Genomic DNA, 22,430 nt, shown 5'->3' on the forward strand with positions numbered 1-22,430 from the left:
GTTTGTGGTTCCGTGCTTCTTTTAACCCTGCAGTAACTGCAGAACCTGCTGTGGCCGGGCATTAGCCTGAGCCAGTACAGAAAGGCCAGCCTGCTGAAGCACCTGGGTGCGCGCCAGTTCGGCGGATTCCGCCGCAAAGTCCGCATCGCGGATTCGGCTGTTGGCGGCTGAGAGGTTTTCTGAGGTTGTTGCCAGGTTTGCGATGGTGGACTCGAAGCGATTCTGGACTGCACCGAGTTCGGCGCGGAAGCCGTTGATGGTATCGATGGCGAGATCAACTGCGATCATGGCAATATCGGCGCCCTTCGAAGTTGAAATGTCGATATCGTTCATCGATTTCGTGTCATTTTCGACCGATGCAACCATAGACTGAACGGTCTCTGTTGCAGGGTCAAACGTCCCATTTCCATCAAAGTCCGTTTGAATATTGACGGTAAACGGTTCGCCAAATTGCGTTGAAAATATAATCTCATCGTTGTTAGCGTTGAGATTGGCATTAATGCCTGTTTCGTTTGATTTGGAATTAATCTGGCTAACGATGTCGTTAAGAGATGTCATTTTTTCAAAGGAATAGAGCTCTCCGTTGATATCGACATTAACGTCGTAAGCTTTGCCATCAGTGAATTGGTCAGCCAGTGTTATATCGGGTGCGGCGGTCAGGGTATCCGGGGTATTGCCTGAGACGAGCTTTCCTAGATCCTCATTCCCAACAAATTGAATATCGCCCAATGTGATCGCATCTCCGGCGGCAGCCGCTGCGACCTGCACAGCACCACCACTTTCACTAAACGTAAGTCCGCCAGGATTGTTGCCAGCCCCAGAGAGAGAGCTGTTAATAGCCGCGAACTGAGCGGCAGCATTGTCGCCCTCTGCGATGTCCACCGTGACCGCTTGATCTACAACAGTGCCATCCGCAAGAGTTCCACCGACTGTAAACGTGAGAGTTCCCCCGCCCGTAGCACCTTCAATAGCTGTTGCATTCCCTACGGTGTAAGCGGGTTTAACTGCGTTATCAATTGCAGTCACACTTGCAATCGTTGGTTGAGTAATGCCATCCGCTAGCAGATTAAAATCCGCATCGATCGTTTCGTTATTGGCATTACTGAACGTCAACTCCCCGGTAGCATTATCGCCAGTGACTTTAATGCCCTCCAGTTTTGCAGCGGCATCGTCTACGTCGGCCAGAGCAGCCGCATCAATTTTATCTTGGATGGCGGTACCCAATGCTTGGGCACCGCCAGGGCCGGTGGCGGCAATAGTTAGGCTGACGCCATTCAGTTCGATGGTACCTCCAATATCTTCAGCGCCATCAAAAGCAAAGCTGGACACATCAAACCGTGTTGAGGATGCCTCGCCAGGGCCAACTACAAAACCACCAAGGCTGCTGGTTTCTTTCAGCACAGACCCGATCTGACTTCCACGAGAGTCAAGGCCACTTAGAGCGATGGTCTCTCCGGTGTTTGCTCCAACCTGAAAGGTTTGAGTTGCAAACGTGCCATCCAATACCTTGAGTCCGTTAAACGAGGTTTGGCTGGCAATCCGATTGATCTCTTCAATCCGCTGCTGTACCTCTTGGTTCAGCGCTTGCCTGTCAGAAATGCTGTTCGTAGCGTTGGCAGACTGCACCGCCAATTCACGAATGCGCTGCAGGTTGTTGGTGATCTCATTCATGGCCCCTTCAGCCGTTTGCGCCAAGGAAATGCCATCGTTTGCATTCCGCTGAGCCTGGTTAAGGCCGGAGATCTGGGATTGGAACCGTTCAGAAATCGCGAGGCCGGCGGCATCGTCTTTGGCGGAGTTGATGCGCAAGCCAGAAGACAAACGCTCCAGAGCCGTATTCGCCTGAGTCTGTGAAGCGTTCAAGTTACGCTGTGCGTTCAGTGAGGCAATGTTGGTGTTAATGACCTGAGGCATATCTAATCTCCCTACTCAGAGGTGCCGGGCCACGCTGCTCGTATAGATTTTGGCAGCATACCGGCAAAGAATCGTTAAATGACCGTTTGAGGGAGAGTAAAGCGAAGTGTGTGCCAGCTTTCCAAAAAATCCTATAAGTGTTTGTTTCTATGCAACTATGTTGAATGGGGAAAAGAGTATTGGAAAGCAGGTGCCAGTTTTTAGTCGCGTCAAACAGGAAATGGATTGCCGCTTTCTGTTATTTTTCGCTGACAAATAAATGCAAGTTGAAGTGTACGCCAGTTATCGTACAATGGAGGTATGATTTGGGTTTCAAGGATGTTAAAGCCAGTGTATTGGCGTGTTTGGATAGGGGAGCGGTCTTGCACGCTGAGAGAGCGAATATCGATATTAAAAACCTGCTTGCAACGGGTGAAGTTACGCTTGACGAAGTTGCAGCTGTGATCGGCAGGGCTCGCGGTACAGATTATCGTTGCAGCCCGCACCATACAGTCGCCAGCGTAGATGTTCATGTGATTAGAACTAGGTCGTACGGCGCGGATTGGTATATCAAGTGGTATTTTTTGGAACCTGACAGTGTCTTCATCAGCGTGCATCACTAAGGTGGCATTATGAAAATTTTCAAAGTTGGCGATTCAAAACAGGCCATCTGTGAGCATTGCGGCTCAATCCAGAATGCAACTTTCAGGTTGCGGGATGTGCCTTTAAGTGACGGCAGCGGAGTTGTAAAAAAGGCGCTAGTGGGTGTTTGCGATCAGTGCGACCAGGTGTGCCTGCTACCACATCAATCCACCCCAGCGATTAAGGCGCAGTTAGATGCTCAACGAAAAGCTGTAGAAAGCAGATTGCCGGCCCACATGCTGGACATCCTCAGTCTTGCAGCTTTTGAATTGGGCGGTACGTCGGATTTTGTACCGAGTTTGATGAAGTACTATATCCACAAGCTTGCCTATGATCCAAAAAAAGCCAGCAAGCTTCCGGCTCTTCTGAAAAGTGAGCTTGCACAGGGCAAGGCTGAAAAGCGGCTTTCCCTGAAAGGCCGGAAAATTACAGAAGACATTAACAAGCTCAAAACGACCGCGCATATCGAAAACACTACAGATTTGATAAAGAGCGTGATTCTGTTGATCAACGAAGAGGTGTTAATGGAGAGGCAGCCTGCCTCTATCCAGGAACTCAAAGGGATTTTTGCAGCGGTTGCGTAGCGTTGAACCACTACAATTCAGGAACGAAGCATGGTGTGAGGTTTCGGAGGAGGGGATTACCGCGGCGAGTGACTGGCGCTTACATTCCTTTACAAAAGCCTGATATTTTTTTCTAAAGGATCCGCAGGGGGCGCCGTTAAGAGAAATAACAGGGCGGCGCTCCAAACCAAAAAGAGAACGCCAGACCTCTTCCATGAAATAACGACTTACAGTCGAAGGAGAATCACCATGGCTCTCGGAATCAACACCAACGTAGCCTCACTAATGGCCCAAAACCAGCTGACCAAGTCTCAGGGCATGAACGATCAGGCGCTGGAGCGTTTGTCTTCTGGTCTGCGAATTAACTCGGCCAAAGACGATGCGGCTGGTCTGGCGATCTCTACTCGTTTTCAGTCACAGATTTCCGGTTTGAACGTTGCAACTCGTAACTCGAACGACGGCATTTCTCTGGCGCAAACCGCTGAGGGTGCACTCGACGAGATCACCAACAACCTGCAGCGTATACGGGAACTGTCGGTTCAGTCTGCTAACGCAACCAACAGTGATTCAGACCGCGACGCTCTGAACAACGAAGTGGATCAGCGTATTCAGGAAGTTAACCGCATTGCCAGCCAAACGTCCTTTAACGGGCTGAAAGTCCTTGATGGTACCTTTGGCACTCAAGCTTTTCAGGTGGGTGCTAACGCCGGTGAAACCATTTCAGTTGATGGCCTGAATTCCAAAGGCAGCGAGCTGGGAGCCACTATTTCCCAGACCAGCGGGCTGTCTACAGACGTGCTAGGTGCCGGTGATGCGGGCGAGACGCTTCTGGATATTTCATCCCTGGATTTGACGGATACGGTCACTGTTGCAGGCACGGTGGGAGCTGGAGCAACGGATCTCAGTGGCGTGACTAGCGACTATTCAGCAGGTACCCCAAGCCCTGCAGCCGCTTTGGCTGATGCCCTCCAAGTTGAGATCCGAAAAGAAACTGGTCTCGATCAGGCAACCGTCACTGCTTCAGATGATGGGAACTCGCTGACTATCAGCAATCCGACAACCACAGCCGTGGATTTAAGTGGTTTTTCGATCACGGATGCGTCAGGTGATCAAATCACTGAAACTGGCAGCATCTCTACGCTGGCACAAACCACACCTGCAAGCGTTGGTGTCGATCTTTCGAACCTGGCAAAAAAAGATGATGGCGTTACAGGCAGCTTCGACATCATCGGGAGTGGTGGTGCAACGGAAACTATAAGCTTCTCGTTATCCGCTGGAACAAATGATCCGGCTGCCATTGTCGCGGAGATCAATAGCCAACTCGGGAGTGCGGCTGAGGGAGCTATAGGTTCCGACTTGACGGTTCAGGAAGACACCAACGACATTCAGTTCACAAATGCCAATGCCGGCGGTACTACGTACGATATTACAAACTTCACAATCAGCGATGGCGGAACCCCAGATAAATCTGTTGGAAGTAGCTTGAGCTCTTTGAAAGCGGCTGAGGACGTAACTATTGCCACAAAGTTTGAGGCAGGTGATACCGTTTCTTTTAGCCTGAATGTGGGGGGCACAGCTTTTGACGTCGATGACGCAAGTAGCCTTCGGGACGTCGTAGCGCAGGTTAATGCTGAAACGAAGAATACCGGTGTTTCAGGATTCCTGAGTGCTGAGGGTGACGAGATTGTGTTTGCGTCAGCCAAGGGCGAGAGCTTTACAGCTTCGATCACTACCGATATTGACGACAACGCGGCGACTGTTGAGGTCAACCAGAACGTTACCACGGATGCGAGCTCAGATATATCGCTCAACAGTCTGGATATCAGCACCCGTGGTGGTTCTGATGAGGCGCTGGTGGCGATTGATTTTGCGATCAACCAGGTGAACGAGTTCCGCTCTGAGCTCGGTGCGGTCCAGAACCGCTTCGAATCTACCATCGCGAACCTGAGTACCTCAGTAGAGAACCTCAGCGCCGCCAATAGCCGCATCTTGGACGCCGACTTCGCTTCAGAAACTGCGGCGCTGGCTAAGTCCCAGGTACTGCAACAAGCCGGTATTTCGGTTCTGGCACAGGCCAACGCTCGTCCTCAGCAGGTTCTGTCGCTGCTTCAGTAAGAGGTTAGCGGATAACAGTCGAAGCCTTCGGGCTTCGGCTTTACGCCGTTTCAGTACAGTGAGGTAAGCTATGAATGACGTTACCCTGAACAGTACGGATCTGAAACTGGCTCGCTCCGGCGAGGCGGTTCCGGCTCGGGCACTGTCGTCATCTCAGGCCGAAGGCAGGAATGCCTCCGAGCTTGCGTCTTTATCAGCTGGGCGTGTAGTGCCGAATCAGACGGCTTCCCAAGCTCAAGACGTTTCTAAAGCTGAACAGCTGCAGAAGCGGAATGAGGCGAAGCGGGAGGAGCTGGATGAGGCGGTTTCTCAGCTGAATGATTATGTTCAGAACGTTCAGAGAGATCTGCAGTTTGAAATGGATAACGATTTGGGGCAGACCATCGTAAGGGTGGTGGATCAGCAAACCCAGGAAGTTATTCGGCAAATTCCTGATGAACTGGCGCTAAGGTTGGCAGAGAAATTGCAGCAGGACGAACCGCTGACGTTGTTTAACATCAAGGTATAAAAAGTGTAAAGAGTTGCCGCTTTTGATTTGATGTTGGCAATGGTTGTTCAGCACCGCCGCACCCGTGAGGGGCCGGCGGTGTTCTGGTTTTTACGGAGGGTTGGCCCTACCCCCTCTCCCCCGGCCCCTCTCCCGCAGGGGGAGAGGGGAGCACATCGGTGCAGTTAAAGCCCCTCGCCCCTTGCGGGGGAGGGGTTGGGGAGTGGGGGCTCGTTAGCAGTGTTACGCGGTGTTACAAATTGGCGATGGGAAAGAGGCAAAGTTTTGCCGCTTGCGGCCGTTAAATAGACGATAGAGTGATTGGCCCCTTCAAGGAGGCATTGGTATGGCAGGTATTTCATCACTGGGAATCGGCTCTGGCGTGTTGACGTCCGATTTGGTGGATCAGATGGTTGCAGCAGAGCGCAGGCCAACTGATAATCGGTTGGCCCAAAAGACCCAGCAGTCAGAGGCGATGTTGTCTGCTTATGGCAAGCTGCGTAGCGCTATTACCGAACTGCGCCTGCCCATGCGCCAGTTAAGTGCTGCTGACAATCTGAAGGCGTTTTCCGCCAGCTCATCCAATGAAGACATTGGTGTTTCGGTAGACAGCACCAAAGCCAACCGCGGCAGCTATAGCCTGGATGTAACCAGCTTGGCCTCCGCTCAGGCTCTGGCGTCGCTGGAGGTGTTTGCCGATCGCGACACCACGCCAGTGGGTGAAGGCAAGCTGTCTATCGCCGTGGGCGACAAAACGGCCGAGATCACCATCGATAGTAGTAATAACTCTTTGCAAGGCTTGGCCAACGCCATTAACGATGCCGGCGTGGGTGTGTCTGCGGGCGTTATTGATACGGGCAACGGCTTTCAGCTGGTGCTGTCGGCGGATGACACTGGCAAGGCCAATGCGGCGAGCATCACAGCCACCGACAGTGACGGCAACGCCATCACCGACGGTTCGGGACTGTCACGTTTTGCCTATACCGCCGGGGACGCGGGGGGGCTCAGCGAAACGATTGAAGCCACCGATGCGAAGATGGATATCAACGGTATCACCGTCACCCGCTCCAGCAACAGTTTTGAAAATGTGATTGACGGCCTGTCTTTTGATATCAAGGATATTGGCACATCCACCGTCAAAGTCAGCCAAGACGTGGGCGCGGTAACGGATCGTGTTCAGGGCTTTGTCGACAAGTTCAACGCACTGCAGGGCACCATCGAAGGCTTGGCAGGTTTTAACTCCGAAGCGGGCGTAGGCAGTTTGTTGACCGGCGACAGTACCGTGCGTGCATTGCAGAGGGAGCTGCGCCAGGTGCTGACCGGCGTAGTTCCTGGGCTGGAAAATGCTAACGTGCGCAGCCTGGCCGACGTTGGCATTTCCACCGACCCCAGCACCGGCGCCTTAGAATTCGATCGCGAAGAATTCGAAGCCCAGCTGAAGAATAATCCGGATGACGTAACCGCGCTGTTCGCCGAGCAGGGCAGAACCACCGATGGCCAGGTGGAGTTTGTGCGCAGTGGTCTGAACACTCAGCCGGGCCGGTACGATATCAACGTCACTCAGGCTGCTACCCAAGGCCAGCTGGTTGCCGGTTCTGCGCTGGCGTCATCGGTTGACGTGACTGCTGATAATGATGAGCTCGCTCTGAAGGTAAATGGCGAAACCACGGTAAATCTGAAGCTTACTCAAGGCACCGATGTTTCCGCTCAGGCATTGGTAGAGGACATTCAGGCCCAGTTAAACAGCAACGCAGCCTTGAAAGCCTCTGGCGAGTCGGTGCAAGTGTCTATGGGCAGCGACAACAAACTTGTATTTACGTCGGGTAAATACGGCTCGGAATCCAATGTCAGCGTTGATTCTGTTGAAAGCCCCGGCGCGTTTGGCTTGTCAATCGCCACTGGCAGCGGGGGTAAAGACATAGCTGGCACCATCGGCGGTAAGGCTGCCCAAGGCGATGGTCAGGTTCTGTTTCTGAGCAGCGACGATGGCCCGGCATCCGGTTTGCAGGTGCGCATTTTAGGCGACCAGATTGGTTCCCGCGGCTCTATCAATTTTGTGCAGGGTTTGGGTAAAAACACCGTCGACCTGGTTAATAGCTTTGTGGGTGCAGAGGGTAGATTGGAATCCCGCGCCAGCAACCTGAACCGCGAGTTGGAACAAATTAAAGAAAACCAGGTGCAGCTGGATGGGCGCATCGAATCCTACCGCGAGCGCCTGGTGAAGCAGTTCAGCGCCGCCGATGCGCTGATCTCCCAGCTCAACAGCACCCGAGATTACGTGACCCAGCAGCTTGACGCGCTGGCACCACAGAATTTCAACAAGTAGTAATTCCGGCTAACGCTTTGATAAGTCCGGCGTAGCCGGCGAGAAACGAGGTTATCAATGAAAGGTTTAAGAGCATACCAACAGGTAAATACCCAAACCAGCATCACCGATGCCGACCCGCACCGATTGATTCAGCTGTTGTATAACGGCGCGCTGGAGCGGATTAATATGGCCAAGGCTCGCATGCAGGCGAAGGACTATGCTGGCAAGGGCCAGCTGATTGGGAAGGCGATTGAAATTATCGGCGGCCTCAAGGGCTTTCTGGATTTCGAGAATGGTGGTGATCTGGCTGGGCGTCTTGAAGCTTTGTACGACTATATGGAGCGAACGCTTCTTGAGGCGAGTGCCAAAAACGACTTGGCTAAGCTAGATGAGGTGGCGGATTTGCTTCGCTCTATTAAAGGCGGCTGGGATGGCATTCGTGAAGAGGCTGTGGCGCAGTCGGCTTAGGGTTGTTGATTTTTACTGCCTACAGAACCCCCTCTCCCCAACCCCTCTCCCGCAAGGGGTGAGGGGCTAAAGACTCCCAGCTTGAAGGTTGGGTGTTTGGCTCCCCTCACCCCTTGCGGGAGAGGGGCCGGGGGAGAGGGGTTGCTTAGTTCCCCACAACCGCTGCCCTTCCACTCCCAATAGCCAACTCCCCCGCACTCCCGTACAATCGCCCCTTGTTTTCAATACATCCATTCTGTTCAGTCTGGAGCACAGGCATGTCTGATATTAAAAAGGTGGTTCTGGCCTATTCTGGTGGCTTGGACACTTCCGTTATTGTTCGGTGGTTGCAGGATACCTATAACTGTGAGGTGGTCACGTTTACCGCTGATATAGGCCAAGGCGAAGAAGTTGAGCCGGCGCGGGCGAAGGCTGAGGCGTTGGGCGTTAAGGAAATTTACGTCGAGGATTTGCGCGAAGAGTTTGTGCGCGATTATGTATTCCCGATGTTCCGTGCGAACACCGTTTATGAAGGTGAGTACCTGCTGGGTACGTCTATCGCTCGCCCGTTGATTGCTAGGCGCTTGATCGATATTGCCAACCAAACCGGCGCAGACGCTATTTCCCATGGCGCGACTGGCAAGGGTAACGATCAGGTTCGTTTTGAGCTGGGTGCTTATGCGCTTAAGCCGGGTGTGAAGGTTATTGCGCCTTGGCGTGAGTGGGATCTGAATTCCCGTGAAAAGCTGCTCCAGTACTGCGAAGAGCGCGACATTCCGGTGGAGATGAAGAAGGGCAAGTCGCCTTACTCCATGGATGCCAACTTGCTGCACATTTCTTACGAAGGCATGAATCTGGAAGATCCTTGGGCGGAAGCCGAGGAAGAGATGTGGCGCTGGAGTGTGTCTCCGGAAGCTGCGCCAGAAAAGCCGACGTACATTGAGCTTGAGTACCGTAGGGGCGACATTGTTGCCGTTGACGGCGTTGAAATGAAGGCACACGAAGTGCTGGAGCACCTGAACAAGGTTGGCGGCGCCAATGGTGTTGGTCGCTTGGATATTGTTGAGAACCGTTATGTAGGCATGAAATCCCGTGGTTGTTACGAAACACCGGGTGGCACCATTATGCTGCGTGGGCACCGTGCCATCGAGTCCATCACTCTGGATCGCGAAGTAGCTCACTTGAAAGACAGCCTGATGCCGCGCTATGCCGAGGTTATTTATAACGGCTACTGGTGGTCGCCGGAGCGTGAAGCTCTACAGGCGCTGATTGATCAGACTCAGGCCTACGTGAACGGTACGGTTCGTTTGAAACTTTATAAGGGCAACGTGGATGTGGTTGGTCGTAAGTCAGACGATTCACTGTTCGATGAGAAGATTGCGACGTTCGAGGAAGATCATGGTGCCTATGATCAGAAGGACGCGGAAGGCTTTATCAAGCTGAACGCTCTGCGCCTGCGCATTGCCGCTGGCAAGGGTCGTAAGCTTTAAGGTCAGGCCCAAGCTATAAAATTATGCAGAGTACGCCCGGAACTCTCCGGGCGTTTTTCCTTCCACAGCTTTGAATTTACGGTGGAACGAGGTGGTTTCGCTGTAGCCCAGCCTTAGTGCAATATCCGGAATGGTCAGGTCGCTGTTCAGTAGATAATCTTCTGCCATTTTCTGTCTTACTTCATCCAGCAGTTTCTGATACGAAACCCCTTCTTGGCTGAGTTTTCGCTGTAGGGTTCGGCTGGTTATTCCTAAATCTTCTGCCACCATGTCTTGCCGGGTTATGCCGTGCAGCAATTGTTGCTGAATGCTGTGCTTTACCCGTGAGGTGAGGTCGGTGTCTGTATCCAGTGAGGCCAGTTGGGTGAGGGCGTGGGCTTCCAGCGTTTTGCGTAGCATGGGGTCTGGCTGGCGCAAGCGTGTGTTCATCAACTCTTGTTTCAGGGTAATAGAGTCTTCATCTGCACCAAACTGCACCGGGCAGTTCCAGCGCTGGCGGTAGGCCTGTTCCAGTTCGGCGCCGGGTGATTGTCGCTTCAGGCGCACGCGGGTGGGGGAGGCGGCCGTGTCGTCTGCTAGCCAGCGGGCGTAGGTTACCCAGGAGGCGAATACGTTATCGACCACTTGTGGCCGTACTATGGGGTCGTCGTAGTTGCAGTGCCAGGTGAGTTTGATTGAGCCTTGGGCCATGGCGAGCCCGGTTGTTCCCATGTCGCCAACCAGTTTTTCAAATGGGGCAATTCGCGCAACGGCTTCCCCCAGGGTGGCGCAACTCATGGTGATGTAACCCAGTACGCTGTAGGAGCCTGGCTGCACGAAGTCGCCGGTTTCTAGCCCAAGAATCGGGTTGTTGGTGAGTTCGCACAGTAGGAGGATGAAACTCTGAAACTGCTCGCCGTTAATCCGATCCTCGTTGGAATCCAGAATGGCAGGATCCAGGCCGGCTTTTGTAAAAAGAGCGGAGGTGTCGGCACCTGCGGATTCGGCGGCGCGAACGTATTGGCGAAGCGCGGCTATAGATGCGGTTCCAAGATTCTTCATGATTACAGCGCAGTTTTTTGGAAGTTATGGCCGCAGTATAACGGAAGTTGTGCCGAAGGACTTTAAGCGAAGAATGTGTATGGCGCAGAAAATAAAAAAGCCAGCTAATTAGCTGGCCTAAAAAGAGAACAACGAAAGTGCCTGAGAAATTCGTTAATTCGATGGATTTCCCATTTGGCGGCGGAGGTACAACTCGGCTCCTCCGCCATGGGGGATACTGCTTAAATCCACAATTTCAGAATAGGGTTTTCGCTTTACTGTGTCTGTGTGTGATGTGTGTCGCACTGTTACGAATTGTTTTCCGGGTCAGGCGTTTGTGCCCATCTCTGGTGCGGTTTCGGTAAACCGGCGTGTTTCGTAAGCGTCCATCAGGCCGTGAACAGAAGCCCGCTCCATATCCTGAATGGAGGGTGTGCCGTTCTGGGCATCGGCTTTGCAAAGCGCCATGCCCGCTTCTACGGAAATATACCCTGCGGTGGTTTTCAGGGCTTTGTGGTTAATGCCATCGAACACCCGTCGAAAGGCGGTTGTTGTGCAGTTGTCGCTGTTCGGGAAATAGGCAATGAGTGCGAACTGGTTGTCACCCACGCGGCACAGAACATCGATGGGGCGAACCAGAGTGCTCAGCCTGCGAGCAATGCCAACGGCCAACTCGGTCATTACCGAGGGCGGGTGCTTGCCTTTTAACTCTTGCCAGTTACGAATGCCGCACAGCACATAGGCGGATGCGCCACCCCGGGATTCTGCGTGTCGCAACATTTTGGTGAGGCGGTCGCGGCCATAGCGGTTGTTGCAAAGCCCGGTTTCCAGGTCGATGATGTTGCTGGATTCTAAGTCCCGGTTGTTTTCGATGAGCAGGGCATTGGCGCGCAGCAGGGTGTTTTGGCGATCTGCCATGCGATCCGCGGCATAAATTCTGGGGATCAGCTGCTTGGTCATGTCGGACTTGTAGATGAAGTCGTCTACGCCCCGATCGAATGCTTCTGCCAGGGCGGCTACACTTTCCCTAGCCGTTAGGAGGATCACATAGGTGTAGTGGTTGTTTTGTTCATCTTGTTGGCGCACTTGATCGGTTAGCTGCAAGCCGTCCATTTCAGGCATCAGCCAGTCTGCTATCAGCACGCTCACTGGGCGTTGTTCTATCAGCTTAAGCGCCGCCGGCGCGTCGTTGACGATACGTACGTCGCGATATCCGGCATTTCGCAGGGTGCGGCCAACCACCATACTGCTGAATTTCGCGTCGTCTACTACAAGGATAGGGAGATCTAGGTTTGGCATTGTTATCTACTTTTACCAGTCCATTGTCGGATGCGGGGAGTTCCGGGGCTTGGTATGCTTGGCCCTTATTTTGAAGCACCGAGTATACTCGCTACAGCTCCCGGAGAATAACGATCATGCCTTCTTTTGACATTGTTTCTGAAATCGACATGCACGAAGTCACCAATGCGGTGGATCAAACCAAGCGGGATCTTGGCAACCGCTGGGATTTTAAAAACGTAGACGCAGATGTTGAGCTGGATGAAAAGGGCATTACGATCAGTGCACCTCAGGAATTCCAGCTTGAGCAGCTTATGGATATGCTGCGGATGGCGTTTGCCAAGCGCAACATCGATAGCCGTGCCCTGGAAGAAGACGGCGACAGCAAAGCCGGCAAACTCGTAAAGCAACATTTGAAACTGAGGCAGGGCATTGAAACGGACATGGCCAAAAAGGTTGTGAAGATGATCAAGGATGCCAAGCTGAAGGTGCAGACCAGTATTCAGGGCGACAAGGTTCGGGTTAACGGTAAGAAGCGGGACGACCTGCAAACCGCCATTGCCTTGCTACGTGAAACCGAACTGGAAATACCTCTACAGTTCAATAATTTTCGTGACTGATTCGGAGGCTCCCCCATTTCAACCGGCACCCGCCTGGATCTGATCCGGGATACCCTGCACACCTACACTCGTTGGCAGGTGATTGCGTTGCTGTTCCTCGGTTTTTCTGCCGGGCTGCCATTCTTGCTGGTTTTTTCTACGCTGAACGCGCGCTTGGCGGATGTGGGCGTGGAGACGGCGACCATCGGGTTTTTCAGCTGGCTGGGGATTACCTACTCTATCAAGGTGTTCTGGGCGCCGGTGGTGGATCGGCTGAAGCTGCCGGTGTTGGACAAGCTGTTGGGCAAGCGCAGAAGCTGGATATTGCTGGCGCAGGTGGGTATTGCCACCGGTTTGTACCTGATGGCTCATGTAGATGCCATCGCGGTACCCGAAACCATGGCGTTATGCGGGTTGCTGGTGGCGTTTTCCTCTGCAACTCAGGATGTGGCCATTGATGCCTACCGTATCGAGGTCGCCGAAGAGCGGCTTCAGGCGGCTTTGGCGGCAACGTATATTTTTGGCTATCGGCTGGCGCTGCTGGTTGCCGGTGCGGGCGCTCTGTATTTGGCGGAGTTCTGGTCTTGGCAGGTGTCTTACGAGGTGATGGCCGCGTTGGTTGGCGTTGGCGCGTTAACCGTGCTGATTGTGCGCGAGCCGGAGGTGAATCATTTTGCGGCCGCCAAGGACATTGCACACAAAATCGAGCAGGAAACCGCGAAGCGCACTCATCTCGGCCCCCGGGTAGCCCGCTTTGCAGGCTGGTTTTATGCCGCCATTGCCGGGCCTTTTCTGGATTTTTTCCAGCGCTACAAAGAGCTTTCCATTGCGATTTTGCTGATGGTGGCGGTGTACCGCATTTCTGATATTGCCATGGGCGTGATGGCCAACCCGTTCTATCTGGATTTTATGGGCTTCAGTAAAACCCAGGTTGCGGATGTTACCAAGATTTTCGGGTTTTTCATGACCATTGTAGGCTCCTTGGCAGGGGGTGTTCTGGTGGTGCGCTACGGCACAAGGAAGGTCTTGCTAGCGGGTGCCATTATGACTGCGGCTACGAATTTGCTGTTTGTGTTTCTGGCTCAGTACCCGCCGAACCTCGCCACTCTGGCAGCGGTGGTAAGTGCCGATAACCTCAGCGGCGGCATTGCTAATGTGGCATTGATTGCCTGGCTTTCCAGCATGACCAGTGCCTCTTTTACCGCCACACAGTATGCGCTGTTCAGCTCTTTGATGACGTTGCCGGGAAAGTTTTTGGGCGGTTTTTCGGGCATGATTGTTGCCGGTTTTGGTTATGCGGAGTTCTTCCTCGTGGCTGGTCTGATGGGGATTCCCGCCATTCTTCTGGCCTGGTTCCTGATTCGCCAGGGCGAGAGGCTGGATGCGCTGGCACCTGATCACACGGGTGGTGGTAGCGCAGACGTTACACAGACAGCAGGCGGGTAGACGCTATGGGGCAGCCAGCGGAACCGGGGAAAGATCAAAAGATCTGGCAGGTCGTGATCGCGATCCCTGCGGGCAAGGTCGCAAGCTACGGCCAGGTAGCCGAAATGGCCGGCCTCGGGCGCCAGGCCCGCTACATAGGCCGCGCCCTAGGCAAGCTTCCCCAAGGCCATTCTGTTCCTTGGTACCGGGTTATCCGCAGCAACGGCCAGATAGCCTTTGCGGAAGGCTCTGAGATTTACAACGAGCAGGTTGGCTTGCTAGAAGCTGAAGGCGTGGAAGTGGTAAATGGCCGGGTGGTTATGCGGCTGTTTCGTTGGCAATAAGCGTTTGTAGCTGTTTAAGCACCATTAACTGCTCATTGTTGAGGGGCTGAGCCAGCCGGGTTTCGATGTAAGTCGATAGCTTATCAAGTGCTTGTAGGCACTCGTTGTACAGCTCTCCGGCTCTGGATGCTGTTAGTTCGCAGGCTTGCATACCGAAGCGCTCCAGTGCATTGCGAGCGATCCATTTCTTGCTACCTGCGAGCGTTAGCGCCGGTATGTCCTGATTGATATAGGCTGTAGTGCAGACGATGTCATAAGCTGGTGCAAGCCTGATGGATTCAGTGTTCTCGTAAACCAGGCCGAAATTTTTCAGGTGCGCATCTCCGTTTTGAAGCGCGTTGCTGATTACGAGGATTTTGAAGAACTGCTCTAAAGAAGACGTTTTGTTTTCAGGGCTCACAAAGATTTTTATTGTTTTTGCGACCTGTTCATAGCTTCCCGTGTACTTGTCTTCTCGCTTTTTGGCCTGAAGGACGCACATATCTTCAAAGCCAAGCGCGCTGCCGTCCTCCTTTAGATCAAACCGTTTCATAATAAACAGCGATTCGTCATCAGAGAGGTAGAACTCCGGCACCGGAATTCCCGCATATTTACTGGCTAGCATGCAGCAGTATTCATTGAGCGCAAGGGCAGGGTAGTCTGGGCCCCAAGCTTTAACGATGAAGTCATCCAGTTGCAAAGTCGCTTTGTTCTGAAGCTGTGCCAGTACTTTGGGCTGTACGCCACTCAACGCTGAGCGCAGTGCAAACCGTGACACCAATTCATCAAATAGGCTCGGGTTATCGGAGTGCAGAAGTGTGTCTAGGTGAAGTGGTGATTTCTCAAGCTGGTTATCGCGGACATATTCAACACGCCCACGAAAATTGGGGGCAAGCAATTTCAAAAGCCCAAAATCATCGGTATCAGTAATTTTCGCAAACTGCTTTTTTATAATCGAGAGCAAGTAGCCTTCGGGCAGGTGCATTTCGAATATAGGGTGTAAGCGATGGTGGCTATAGTCTTTTTGACGTATAGGCATGGTCAGCGAAACGAACTGCTCGGGGAGCGAAGTTTCGCTGTAACGGAATATGAACTCTTTGGTTTCCGAAAATAGCTTCCCTGCTTGCTGTCGATCAACGCATACGTTGAGCTCACTGCTCATCTCTCAGCTCCTCAAACGTAGGGAAGGGTGACTTGTCCCGAATGGCTAATTCTTTACCCAGATAATCCAGCACTTTCATGACTTTTTTTATACCAATATCACCCGAGCGGCCATTTTCAAGCGCGTTGATGGTCGCGCGGGATATGCCGAGGTGTTCAGCCATTTTTTGCTGAGACACCCCGTGCTGCTGGCGTAAGGCTGATATTTTTTGCCCTAGGGCTTGGTAGTCCATTTTGCTCACGATTGGCTAATATACTTCACATACTAATGACATTTCTTGATTTGTAAAGTATTTTGGTCATTTTTGAGCTTGGGCCCAGCTGGCAGTCGGTAATTGCAATCACGGAATCTTGAACAGCGTTAGCGCTGCATTCCCTTTCCATACGAAGTTTGGTGAGGGTTAAGCGCCTTTTTGGTTTTCGATGTATTGCTTTATAGTCGAAAGCGGTGCGCCACCGCAGGTGATTACGCAGTAGCTTTTCGACCAGAAAACTGGTTTCCAGTAATAGCTATTAACGTGGTCGGCAAACTCTTTCCTGATTCTTCGAGAGGTTCCCGTTTTCAGGGCGTTCACAAAATCAGCTACGGCGTATTTGGGGGGTAGTTCCATCAAAATATGGATGTGGTCAGGCTCGCCGTTTACCTCAAAAAGCTCCCCCTCCCAAGCGCTCACACGCTCAGAAATCAGTTCAGACAGGCGAGCTAATATGCCCTCGTTAATGACCGGGTTTCGATACTTTGTCACAAGAACCAAGTGATACTTTGTGTTGTATACGCAATGGTGCTGAGCTTTCAGGGTTGTTTTAGACATAGGAACCAATTATATTAGGATTCATGGATAAGCGCAAAATCAATTACAAGCTCTACCCCAGCCAATCGCAATCTGAGCGGTTGCTTGAGAGCTTGCGCTTACACCAACAACTTTATAATGCCGCACTACAAGAGCGTATCGACTGTTACCGAAAAACCGGAAAGTCGATATCCTATAACGACCAACAAGCCAGTTTGACTCAGATCCGCGCCGACCATCCCGAATACAAAGCCATTCCGGTTTACATTACCCGAATGACGCTTCGCCGCCTGGACAAAGCGTTCAAAGCATTTTTTGAGCGCGTAAAGAAAGGCCAGGCTCCGGGGTTCCCCCGCTTTCGCTCACTCAGCCGGTTTTCCAGTTTTGAGATGTGCGGTGGCAGCGGCTGGGCGTTTATTCCCGAGGCGAACGGTAAGCACGGCAGGCTTTCGATCAACGGCATTGGCCGCATCAAGGCTCGGGGGAAGGCTCGAACTCTGGGAAAGGTCAAAACTAGCCAGGTTATCCATAAGCACGGGCAGTGGTTCTTATCAGTCACCGTCGAATGTGAGCCTGTGCGGGCCTGCAAAGGCCAGAAAGCTTGCGGGTTCGATTGGGGCGTGGAGTATTTAGGCACGGTTACGCACGAAAACGGCGAGCATTACGCGATCGAGAACCCACGTTACTACCGGGACTCCAAAGAGAGCTTGCTGCCGATGCAGCAGGCTGTATCACGCAAAAAGCGAGGTTCCAACCGGTGGAAGCGGGCCTGTAAAGTTCTGACTCAAGCCAGAGCTAAGGTTGCCCGGCAGCGCCACCACGATCACCATCAACTGAGTCACGATCTAGCGAAGGAATACACGCTCTTTGCCACGGAAAAACTGACCATTCGGAACATGACCCGAACGGCAAAAGGCACACTCGAAAAGCCAGGGAAAATGGTCAAGCAGAAGTCCGGGTTAAACCGGGAGATACTAGACACCGCGCCGGCAAAGTTGCTGGCCATGATTCACTACAAAGTCGAAGAAACTGGTGGTGAGTTTGTCGAAATACCCACTCGAAAAGCAAAGCCGAGTCAGCGTTGCCCTGCCTGCTGGGAGGTCGTAAAAAAGACGCTCAGCGAACGAACGCATCAGTGCGATTGCGGCTGTACCATGCCGCGTGACGCGGCGAGCGGCCTTGTAGCTATCAAGTGGGCTTTAGGTTTGGGCGGAAACTCGCCCAATGCAGGTCACTCTGCAAAACCGCTTCTAAGTGTGGCTTAGTGGCGGTAGTTTATATGCCCAAATTCCAACTACGAGAGCCTGATGTCTATATTATTGTTTGTTTTCATTATCATGCCGATTGCTGAAATGGCGGTGCTCATTCAGGTTGGTGGCATGATTGGTGTGTTCAACACCATTGGCTTTGTTCTACTGACGGCGGTTATTGGTGCCTGGCTGCTTCGCCAGCAAGGTATGGCAACGCTGCTTAAGGCTAACCAGCGCCTTAGCAGCGGTGAACTGCCTGCAAAAGAAGTGGCCGAAGGGTTGATCTTGGCTGTTGGTGGTGTGCTTTTGATCACTCCTGGATTTATTACCGATGCCTTCGGGTTTCTCTGTCTCATTCCTTTTACTCGATACTGGCTATCTGCCTTGGCCTTGAGGCGCATGGTGGCTTCAAGCAAGAGCGGCGGGTTCTATTTTCGGGCCGGTGGTGGCCAAAGCCCGTTTGGGCAAGAGCCCTTTGGTGATCGTAATAACCCCTTTGGTCAGCAGCGCCCGTTTGATCGCGATGGCAGCGGCGACATTATTGAAGGGGAGTACCGGGATGAGACCAAAACCGACCATGATCGCCTTGATAAAAAGTAAAAAGATTTATCGAATCGGGTGTTGAAAAGCCCGGTGCCAGCCCCACATAGGATTCACAAGTTTGCTGCAGGCTGATACCGGCTCGAAAACAGCAGGTTAGAAGCCGAGCATTTTTGTCGGATTGCCGCAAGAAGCGTGCCCCGATTTGCCGGGGCCACATGAGGAAATCCGGCCATAAACAGCAAATGTCATTGCCACATTAATCTGACTATTGGAGACACCGAGCAATGAAGATTCGTCCGTTACACGATCGTGTTGTTGTACGCCGTAAAGAAGAAGAAGAGAAAACTGCGGGTGGCATCGTGCTGCCAGGTAACGCTAAAGAGAAGCCGTCTCAGGGTGAGGTTATAGCCGTGGGCAACGGTCGCGTTCTGGAAAATGGTGAAACTCTTGCTGTGGCAGTCAAAGCGGGTGATACCGTGGTATTTGGCCAATATGCCGGCAACACCGTAAAAATCGACGGTGAAGAGCTGCTCATCATGAGCGAGAGCGACATTTACGGCGTGCTTGAGTGATCGCGGAAGCAATTCGCACGAACAGTCATTCCCCCGATTGATTCAACGAATTCGGTTTAACGAACAGGGATAGATTACATGTCAGCAAAAGAAGTCAAATTCGGTGATAGCGCCCGCAAGCGTATGGTTGCAGGCGTAAATATTCTGGCAGACGCAGTCAGGGTAACTCTCGGCCCCAAAGGCCGTAACGTGGTTTTGGAGAAGTCTTTCGGCTCTCCAACCATCACTAAAGATGGTGTATCGGTTGCCAAAGAAATCGAACTGAAAGACAAGTTCGAGAACATGGGCGCCCAGATGGTGAAGGAAGTTGCTTCCCAGGCTAACGAAACCGCCGGTGACGGTACTACCACTGCGACCGTTCTGGCTCAGTCCATCGTTAACGAGGGCGTGAAGGCAGTGACTGCCGGCATGAACCCGATGGATCTGAAGCGCGGTATCGACAAGGCGACTGCAGAAGCCGTAAAAGCCATTCGTGAACTGGCTCGGCCCTGCGACGACAGCCGCAGCATTGCTCAGGTAGGCACTATCTCCGCCAACGGCGATGAGACCATTGGCCGGCTTATTGCTGATGCCATGCAAAAAGTGGGTAAAGAAGGCGTGATCACGGTTGAAGAAGGCCGTGGCCTGGAAGACGAGCTAGACGTGGTTGAAGGTATGCAGTTCGACCGCGGCTTCCTGTCTCCGTACTTCATCAACAACCAAGACAACATGTCTGTTGAACTTGATGACCCGTACATGCTGCTGGTTGACAAGAAAATTTCCAACATCCGCGAACTGCTGCCGTTGCTGGAATCTGTTGCCAAATCTGGCAAGCCGCTGATGATCATCGCCGAAGATATTGAAGGCGAAGCTCTGGCGACTCTGGTTGTGAACAACATGCGTGGCATTGTGAAAGCCGCCGCCGTTAAGGCGCCAGGCTTTGGTGATCGCCGCAAGGAAATGCTGCAGGACATCGCCATTCTGACCGGCGGTACTGTGATTTCGGAAGAAGTGGGCCTAAGCCTTGAGAACGCCACTCTGGACGATCTGGGTACCGCCAAGCGCGTAAACCTGACCAAAGAAAACACCACCATCATCGACGGAGCTGGTGCACAGGCTGATATCCAAGCCCGTGTTGAACAGGTGCGTAAGCAGATTGAAGACAGTACTTCAGACTACGATAAAGAGAAGCTCCAAGAGCGCGTGGCCAAGCTGGCTGGCGGTGTTGCTGTCATCAAGGTAGGCGCTGGTTCCGAAGTGGAAATGAAAGAGAAGAAGGCCCGCGTTGAAGACGCTCTTCACTCTACCCGTGCTGCTGTTGAAGAAGGCATTGTACCGGGCGGCGGTGTAACGCTGATCCGCGTTATCGAAGCGCTCAACAAGGTTGATGCTATCAACGAAGAGCAGAAAGCCGGTGTAAACATCCTGCGCCGCGCCATGGAAGCTCCTCTGCGCCAGATCGTTTCCAACGCTGGCGGCGAGTCTTCTGTCGTCGTTGCCAAGGTTCGCAACGGCGAAGGCGCCTTTGGCTACAACGCGGCTACCGAAGAGTACGGTGACATGCTGGAAATGGGTATCTTGGATCCTGCCAAGGTAACTCGTTCTGCGCTGCAGGCTGCTGCGTCCATCGCATCTTTGATCATCACCACTGAGGCGATGATTGCAGATGAGCCAGATGACGGCACATCCGGTGGCGGTGCGCCAGATATGGGTGGAATGGGAGGCATGGGCGGCATGATGTAATGCCGGTCACGCTTTAAAAAACCCCGCGTTGGTTCACACTGACGCGGGGTTTTTGTTTTTTTGTCATGGACTTGGCCGGCTTGTTTGTTAGACTCGGCAACCGGTCAAACTGTCTGTGTGTAACCGAATGAGTGACGCTGAACCAAAACCTTTTCTTCGCCCTGGCAAGCTATTTTTGCTTGTGTTGCTCGGGCTGTTTGTTTACCTAGGTGCACTCATAGCTTTTATTCCCGCTGGCTGGGTTTGGCATAAGGCCTCTCCCTATGTTTCGTTACCGCCTCAGGTGCAGGTGCAACAGGTGGCTGGCAGGGTGTGGGATGGTGCGGCTGGTGTGGTTATTTCGGGCTTCCCGATACGTGTTCAATGGCAACTGGGCTGGCCATCTATTACCGCGCTGGAGCAGCCAGTGCGAATTTCGGTGGAATCTCTGCAGTCGTCTGTTTCCGGTGATATAGCCCTTGGCTGGCCGGCAAATGTGCGGGTGAATGCTCGTGGCCAGGTTGCAGTGGCAGAGTTTGAAGATTTAATTCGCCGCAGTGGTGGCGCCATGATTGAAGGCGATGTGAGCATCGACCGCCTGGAATTGGCGTGGGCCGACGATCGCATTGTGCGCGCGGATGGCCTTGGCCGATGGGCAGGTGGCCGGGTGAGTTGGCCCATGGGAAGCCAGACTGGCCAGGCAGATTTCCCGCCCATGCAGGTCAACTTGGACACCACAGACGGTGGTGTGGCGTTGGTGGTTGCGGAGCAGGCGGGTAATGGCCCAGTTGCAGATGCCAATATTCTATGGAACGGGATGATGGAGTTGCGGGTTTACAAGCGCATGATTGATCTGGCCGGCCAACCCTGGCCAGATTCCGCGAGCCCCGATGATGTTGTGTTCCGTGTAAGGCAGCCGCTGTTACCGGGGGCGCGCTGATGGTTGCTATGCCGGCCCAAGAAACCCAGCACAGGATTGCGAAAGTAATCGCCAATCTTTTGCTTGTGTGGCTGGTGGTGTACCTAAGTGTGGCTGTGGCGAACATCACCTGGCTTTTTGCCTGGCAGGACAAACCGGTTGCGGTTGCTCCGGCGGGAGGCGCAGCAGGCGCTCAGGCTTTTGCGAGCTCGGGCGGTTACCCCATAGCTAGCTATGAGTTTTTTGGCCGGCCAGAAACCCTAGGTGAAGTGGCCGATGCCGTTAAACGTTCTGCCCCTGAAACCGGGTTAAGGCTGCGGCTTGAAGGCGTTCTGGTAGGACAGCGCCCGGAAGACTCTGGTGCTATAGTGGCCGGAAGCGACGGTGAAGCCATGTGGTACCGTGTGGGTGATTTGATGCCCGGCAATATCGAGTTGGCAGAGGTGGAGCCGGGGCGCATACTGATCCGCCGTGGTGGCCGCTACGAATCCTTGACCTTTGAAGAGGATGACGTGTCCACAATGGTTGCAGAGGTGGCTCAAGAGCCGGCAGAATCATCACCGGAAGCGTTTCTTGATAATGCCCGGCAACAACTAGACAGCGCAGGTGCCGCCGCACTGACGCCTTATGGCCTTAGCCCTGCGGATGACAGCGGTGGTTCGGGCTACGTGTATGACGGCTCTAATGCCATGCTGAACGCTGTGAATCTCAAAGCCGGAGACGTGATTACTGCCATCAACGGGCAACGCCTGGGTGATGTGCAACAGGATAGGTCGCTGCTGGAAAGCTGGCGCGGCCAAGCCAGTTTGGATATAGAAATCGAACGTGACGGGTCTTTCCTCACTATAAGTTATGCCATACCTGAGCAGTGGCGCTGACAGGGTTCATCGATACAGGACGATA

The 22,430-nt window shown here is 53.1% G+C and carries 21 protein-coding genes; 15 read left to right on the forward strand and 6 right to left on the reverse strand.

The window, feature by feature from the left end; all coding sequences use genetic code 11:
• Positions 1 to 21 precede the first annotated feature (21 nt).
• Positions 22 to 1,914 (reverse strand): flagellin, encoded by a 1,893-nt coding sequence (locus tag CPH80_RS23115; RefSeq protein WP_096275194.1) that lies wholly within the window; start codon positions 1,912 to 1,914, stop codon positions 22 to 24.
• Between the two features lie 611 nt (positions 1,915 to 2,525).
• Here CPH80_RS23115 and CPH80_RS00965 point away from each other — a divergent pair.
• The 6 genes from CPH80_RS00965 (at position 2,526) to CPH80_RS00990 (ending at position 9,945) form a co-directional block, all read left to right on the forward strand.
• On the forward strand, positions 2,526 to 3,119 hold the full coding sequence (locus tag CPH80_RS00965) for a hypothetical protein (RefSeq protein ID WP_096275196.1): 594 nt from the start codon (positions 2,526 to 2,528) through the stop codon (positions 3,117 to 3,119).
• Positions 3,120 to 3,347: 228 nt separating this feature from the next.
• Positions 3,348 to 5,213 (forward strand): flagellin, encoded by a 1,866-nt coding sequence (locus tag CPH80_RS23120; RefSeq protein ID WP_096275197.1) that lies wholly within the window; start codon positions 3,348 to 3,350, stop codon positions 5,211 to 5,213.
• Positions 5,214 to 5,283: 70 nt separating this feature from the next.
• Positions 5,284 to 5,721 (forward strand): flagellar protein FlaG, encoded by a 438-nt coding sequence (locus CPH80_RS00975; RefSeq protein ID WP_096275198.1) that lies wholly within the window; start codon positions 5,284 to 5,286, stop codon positions 5,719 to 5,721.
• Between the two features lie 325 nt (positions 5,722 to 6,046).
• Complete coding sequence (fliD, locus tag CPH80_RS00980) at positions 6,047 to 8,026, forward strand: flagellar filament capping protein FliD (RefSeq protein WP_096275199.1); 1,980 nt, start codon at positions 6,047 to 6,049, stop codon at positions 8,024 to 8,026.
• A gap of 57 nt (positions 8,027 to 8,083) precedes the next feature.
• Entirely contained in the window at positions 8,084 to 8,476 is a 393-nt protein-coding gene (gene fliS, locus CPH80_RS00985) for a flagellar export chaperone FliS (protein WP_096275200.1), read from the forward strand.
• Between the two features lie 257 nt (positions 8,477 to 8,733).
• Positions 8,734 to 9,945 carry an argininosuccinate synthase gene (locus tag CPH80_RS00990; RefSeq protein ID WP_096275201.1) on the forward strand — a complete coding sequence of 404 codons (1,212 nt, stop codon included), beginning with the start codon at positions 8,734 to 8,736 and terminating at the stop codon, positions 9,943 to 9,945.
• 21 nt (positions 9,946 to 9,966) lie between these two features.
• Here the strand turns inward: CPH80_RS00990 and CPH80_RS00995 are convergent, their stop codons facing one another.
• Both CPH80_RS00995 and CPH80_RS01000 read right to left on the reverse strand, forming a co-directional pair.
• Positions 9,967 to 10,986, reverse strand: coding sequence for an AraC family transcriptional regulator (locus CPH80_RS00995; RefSeq protein ID WP_096275202.1), 1,020 nt, complete (start codon positions 10,984 to 10,986; stop codon positions 9,967 to 9,969).
• A gap of 306 nt (positions 10,987 to 11,292) precedes the next feature.
• The gene (locus tag CPH80_RS01000; RefSeq protein WP_096275203.1) at positions 11,293 to 12,264 is read right to left on the reverse strand and encodes a response regulator; all 972 of its coding nucleotides are present in this window, start codon (positions 12,262 to 12,264) and stop codon (positions 11,293 to 11,295) included.
• 116 nt (positions 12,265 to 12,380) lie between these two features.
• On the opposite strand from CPH80_RS01000, the gene CPH80_RS01005 reads away from it, so the two are divergent.
• The 3 genes from CPH80_RS01005 (at position 12,381) to CPH80_RS01015 (ending at position 14,611) form a co-directional block, all read left to right on the forward strand.
• Positions 12,381 to 12,863: a YajQ family cyclic di-GMP-binding protein gene (locus CPH80_RS01005; protein WP_096275204.1), complete on the forward strand. Its 483-nt coding sequence runs from the start codon at positions 12,381 to 12,383 to the stop codon at positions 12,861 to 12,863.
• 78 nt (positions 12,864 to 12,941) lie between these two features.
• Positions 12,942 to 14,288, forward strand: coding sequence for an AmpG family muropeptide MFS transporter (locus CPH80_RS01010; protein WP_172898573.1), 1,347 nt, complete (start codon positions 12,942 to 12,944; stop codon positions 14,286 to 14,288).
• 5 nt (positions 14,289 to 14,293) lie between these two features.
• Positions 14,294 to 14,611, forward strand: coding sequence for an MGMT family protein (locus tag CPH80_RS01015; RefSeq protein ID WP_096275206.1), 318 nt, complete (start codon positions 14,294 to 14,296; stop codon positions 14,609 to 14,611).
• On the opposite strand, the gene CPH80_RS01020 is transcribed toward CPH80_RS01015, so the two are convergent.
• From CPH80_RS01020 to tnpA, 3 genes are all read right to left on the reverse strand, one after another.
• On the reverse strand, positions 14,586 to 15,752 hold the full coding sequence (locus tag CPH80_RS01020; RefSeq protein WP_096275207.1) for a type II toxin-antitoxin system HipA family toxin: 1,167 nt from the start codon (positions 15,750 to 15,752) through the stop codon (positions 14,586 to 14,588). The genes CPH80_RS01015 and CPH80_RS01020 overlap by 26 nt on opposite strands.
• Positions 15,742 to 15,984 (reverse strand): helix-turn-helix transcriptional regulator, encoded by a 243-nt coding sequence (locus CPH80_RS01025; protein ID WP_096275208.1) that lies wholly within the window; start codon positions 15,982 to 15,984, stop codon positions 15,742 to 15,744. Before CPH80_RS01025 ends, CPH80_RS01020 begins: the two co-directional genes overlap by 11 nt.
• A gap of 168 nt (positions 15,985 to 16,152) precedes the next feature.
• Entirely contained in the window at positions 16,153 to 16,563 is a 411-nt protein-coding gene (gene tnpA / locus CPH80_RS01030) for an IS200/IS605 family transposase (protein WP_096275179.1), read from the reverse strand.
• A gap of 23 nt (positions 16,564 to 16,586) precedes the next feature.
• On the opposite strand from tnpA, the gene CPH80_RS01035 reads away from it, so the two are divergent.
• The 6 genes from CPH80_RS01035 to CPH80_RS01060 all read left to right on the forward strand — a co-directional run bounded on the left by CPH80_RS01035 (position 16,587) and on the right by CPH80_RS01060 (position 22,405).
• A complete protein-coding gene (locus tag CPH80_RS01035) occupies positions 16,587 to 17,807 on the forward strand; it encodes an RNA-guided endonuclease InsQ/TnpB family protein (RefSeq protein WP_096275209.1) in 1,221 nt (406 codons plus the stop codon).
• A gap of 42 nt (positions 17,808 to 17,849) precedes the next feature.
• A complete protein-coding gene (locus tag CPH80_RS01040) occupies positions 17,850 to 18,392 on the forward strand; it encodes an FxsA family protein (protein WP_096275210.1) in 543 nt (180 codons plus the stop codon).
• A gap of 227 nt (positions 18,393 to 18,619) precedes the next feature.
• Entirely contained in the window at positions 18,620 to 18,907 is a 288-nt protein-coding gene (gene groES / locus CPH80_RS01045) for a co-chaperone GroES (RefSeq protein WP_096275211.1), read from the forward strand.
• A gap of 78 nt (positions 18,908 to 18,985) precedes the next feature.
• Positions 18,986 to 20,629, forward strand: coding sequence for a chaperonin GroEL (gene groL, locus CPH80_RS01050; protein WP_096275212.1), 1,644 nt, complete (start codon positions 18,986 to 18,988; stop codon positions 20,627 to 20,629).
• Positions 20,630 to 20,756: 127 nt separating this feature from the next.
• Positions 20,757 to 21,548, forward strand: coding sequence for a type II secretion system protein N (gene gspN / locus CPH80_RS01055; RefSeq protein WP_096275213.1), 792 nt, complete (start codon positions 20,757 to 20,759; stop codon positions 21,546 to 21,548).
• A complete protein-coding gene (locus CPH80_RS01060; protein ID WP_096275214.1) occupies positions 21,548 to 22,405 on the forward strand; it encodes a type II secretion system protein N in 858 nt (285 codons plus the stop codon). The genes gspN and CPH80_RS01060 overlap by 1 nt, the downstream gene beginning before the upstream one ends.
• Positions 22,406 to 22,430: the final 25 nt, after the last annotated feature.

Origin of the sequence: Marinobacter sp. LV10R510-11A, assembly GCF_900215155.1 — a bacterium.
Classification (GTDB): domain Bacteria; phylum Pseudomonadota; class Gammaproteobacteria; order Pseudomonadales; family Oleiphilaceae; genus Marinobacter.

Bases quoted from the DNA above. Each gene is read 5' to 3' on its own strand.
- CPH80_RS23115 (WP_096275194.1), bottom strand. From the start codon at position 1,914: ATGCCTCAGGTCATTAACACCAACATTGCCTCACTGAACGCACAGCGT.
- CPH80_RS00965 (WP_096275196.1), top strand. From the start codon at position 2,526: ATGAAAATTTTCAAAGTTGGCGATTCAAAACAGGCCATCTGTGAGCAT.
- CPH80_RS23120 (WP_096275197.1), top strand. From the start codon at position 3,348: ATGGCTCTCGGAATCAACACCAACGTAGCCTCACTAATGGCCCAAAAC.
- CPH80_RS00975 (WP_096275198.1), top strand. From the start codon at position 5,284: ATGAATGACGTTACCCTGAACAGTACGGATCTGAAACTGGCTCGCTCC.
- fliD (WP_096275199.1), top strand. From the start codon at position 6,047: ATGGCAGGTATTTCATCACTGGGAATCGGCTCTGGCGTGTTGACGTCC.
- fliS (WP_096275200.1), top strand. From the start codon at position 8,084: ATGAAAGGTTTAAGAGCATACCAACAGGTAAATACCCAAACCAGCATC.
- CPH80_RS00990 (WP_096275201.1), top strand. From the start codon at position 8,734: ATGTCTGATATTAAAAAGGTGGTTCTGGCCTATTCTGGTGGCTTGGAC.
- CPH80_RS00995 (WP_096275202.1), bottom strand. From the start codon at position 10,986: ATGAAGAATCTTGGAACCGCATCTATAGCCGCGCTTCGCCAATACGTT.
- CPH80_RS01000 (WP_096275203.1), bottom strand. From the start codon at position 12,264: ATGCCAAACCTAGATCTCCCTATCCTTGTAGTAGACGACGCGAAATTC.
- CPH80_RS01005 (WP_096275204.1), top strand. From the start codon at position 12,381: ATGCCTTCTTTTGACATTGTTTCTGAAATCGACATGCACGAAGTCACC.
- CPH80_RS01015 (WP_096275206.1), top strand. From the start codon at position 14,294: ATGGGGCAGCCAGCGGAACCGGGGAAAGATCAAAAGATCTGGCAGGTC.
- CPH80_RS01020 (WP_096275207.1), bottom strand. From the start codon at position 15,752: ATGAGCAGTGAGCTCAACGTATGCGTTGATCGACAGCAAGCAGGGAAG.
- CPH80_RS01025 (WP_096275208.1), bottom strand. From the start codon at position 15,984: ATGGACTACCAAGCCCTAGGGCAAAAAATATCAGCCTTACGCCAGCAG.
- tnpA (WP_096275179.1), bottom strand. From the start codon at position 16,563: ATGTCTAAAACAACCCTGAAAGCTCAGCACCATTGCGTATACAACACA.
- CPH80_RS01035 (WP_096275209.1), top strand. From the start codon at position 16,587: ATGGATAAGCGCAAAATCAATTACAAGCTCTACCCCAGCCAATCGCAA.
- CPH80_RS01040 (WP_096275210.1), top strand. From the start codon at position 17,850: ATGTCTATATTATTGTTTGTTTTCATTATCATGCCGATTGCTGAAATG.
- groES (WP_096275211.1), top strand. From the start codon at position 18,620: ATGAAGATTCGTCCGTTACACGATCGTGTTGTTGTACGCCGTAAAGAA.
- groL (WP_096275212.1), top strand. From the start codon at position 18,986: ATGTCAGCAAAAGAAGTCAAATTCGGTGATAGCGCCCGCAAGCGTATG.
- gspN (WP_096275213.1), top strand. From the start codon at position 20,757: ATGAGTGACGCTGAACCAAAACCTTTTCTTCGCCCTGGCAAGCTATTT.
- CPH80_RS01060 (WP_096275214.1), top strand. From the start codon at position 21,548: ATGGTTGCTATGCCGGCCCAAGAAACCCAGCACAGGATTGCGAAAGTA.